Raw genomic sequence first — 914 nt, forward strand, 5'->3', positions numbered from 1 at the left:
CCTCCGTGGCGCGTTGCGCTTCAATATTCAGGAAAATAACGTCGGGCTTCTGCGCGATGGCTTGCTCGATGTCGAATGTGCCCTCCTCAAAACCACCAAAAGTGGGAATGTCGGCAATCTTCGGAAACTTGCGCAGGTAGGCCGCATACGTATCGGGATCCGCCTGGATCAGGTCCTTGCGCCAGCCAACGAGACGCTGCAGCGGGTTTTCAGTGTCAAGAGCAGCGACCAGGTACAGCTGTCGCCCTTCCCCCAGTATGACGCGCTGAACCGGCACGCGCACCTGGACTTTTCGGCCGAGAAGATCAGTGACGGTAGCCGTGCCGGCCGATGCGGCCCCGGGAGCATCCTGCTCAGGCGCTCGTGCGGTAAAGAAGAACAAGGCCACCATCACGGCGCCTGCGATAAATAAGGTGATGAGCGCGCCGGCCCACCGTCGTTGAATTGACATCGTGTTGAACTCTGGTAATAACGTAAACAGGTCATGTGGCCGGGGGGGGGTAACGCCCCTACGGCCCGCTACCCGGAGCGCGCGTGATCCGGGTTTTTTCGGTAGATCGCCACAATCAGCAGGAACGCCATCAGGTATGACACCGCGACGTAAAAGTAGGTGTACTGCAGCTGAACCCCCAGGCTGAGCCAGCCTCCGACCGCAATGCCGGCGATGGAGGAAAACTGAGCGGTGCTTTGCGCAACGCCGAGGATGTAGCCCTGACGCTGGCTGCCGGCCGCCCTGGAAACCAGGGACATCAAAACCGGGGTGGTGGCACCCAGCAAAAGCCCCCAGGCAAAGTGGATGGCGATAAACAGGCCGACGTTCCGGGTCAGGCCCGCGGCGGCAGTAAGCACTGCGCAGGCAATGGCCACATGGGCCATTTTCCGCAGAGCGCCCGCTATCGGTTGTTGCTCAAAGT

General features: G+C 60.6%; 1 protein-coding gene and 1 pseudogene. Both read right to left on the reverse strand.

Annotated elements, in window-relative coordinates:
* Positions 1-451 (reverse strand): annotated as a pseudogene (locus AC1D0Z_RS23000) (ABC transporter substrate-binding protein); the annotation flags it as partial.
* A 68-nt stretch (positions 452-519) separates the two neighbouring features.
* The coding region (locus tag AC1D0Z_RS23005; RefSeq protein ID WP_477660443.1) for an MFS transporter at positions 520-914 on the reverse strand (395 nt) is incomplete at its 5' end.

The organism is Polaromonas sp. P1_E3 (genome assembly GCF_056405935.1).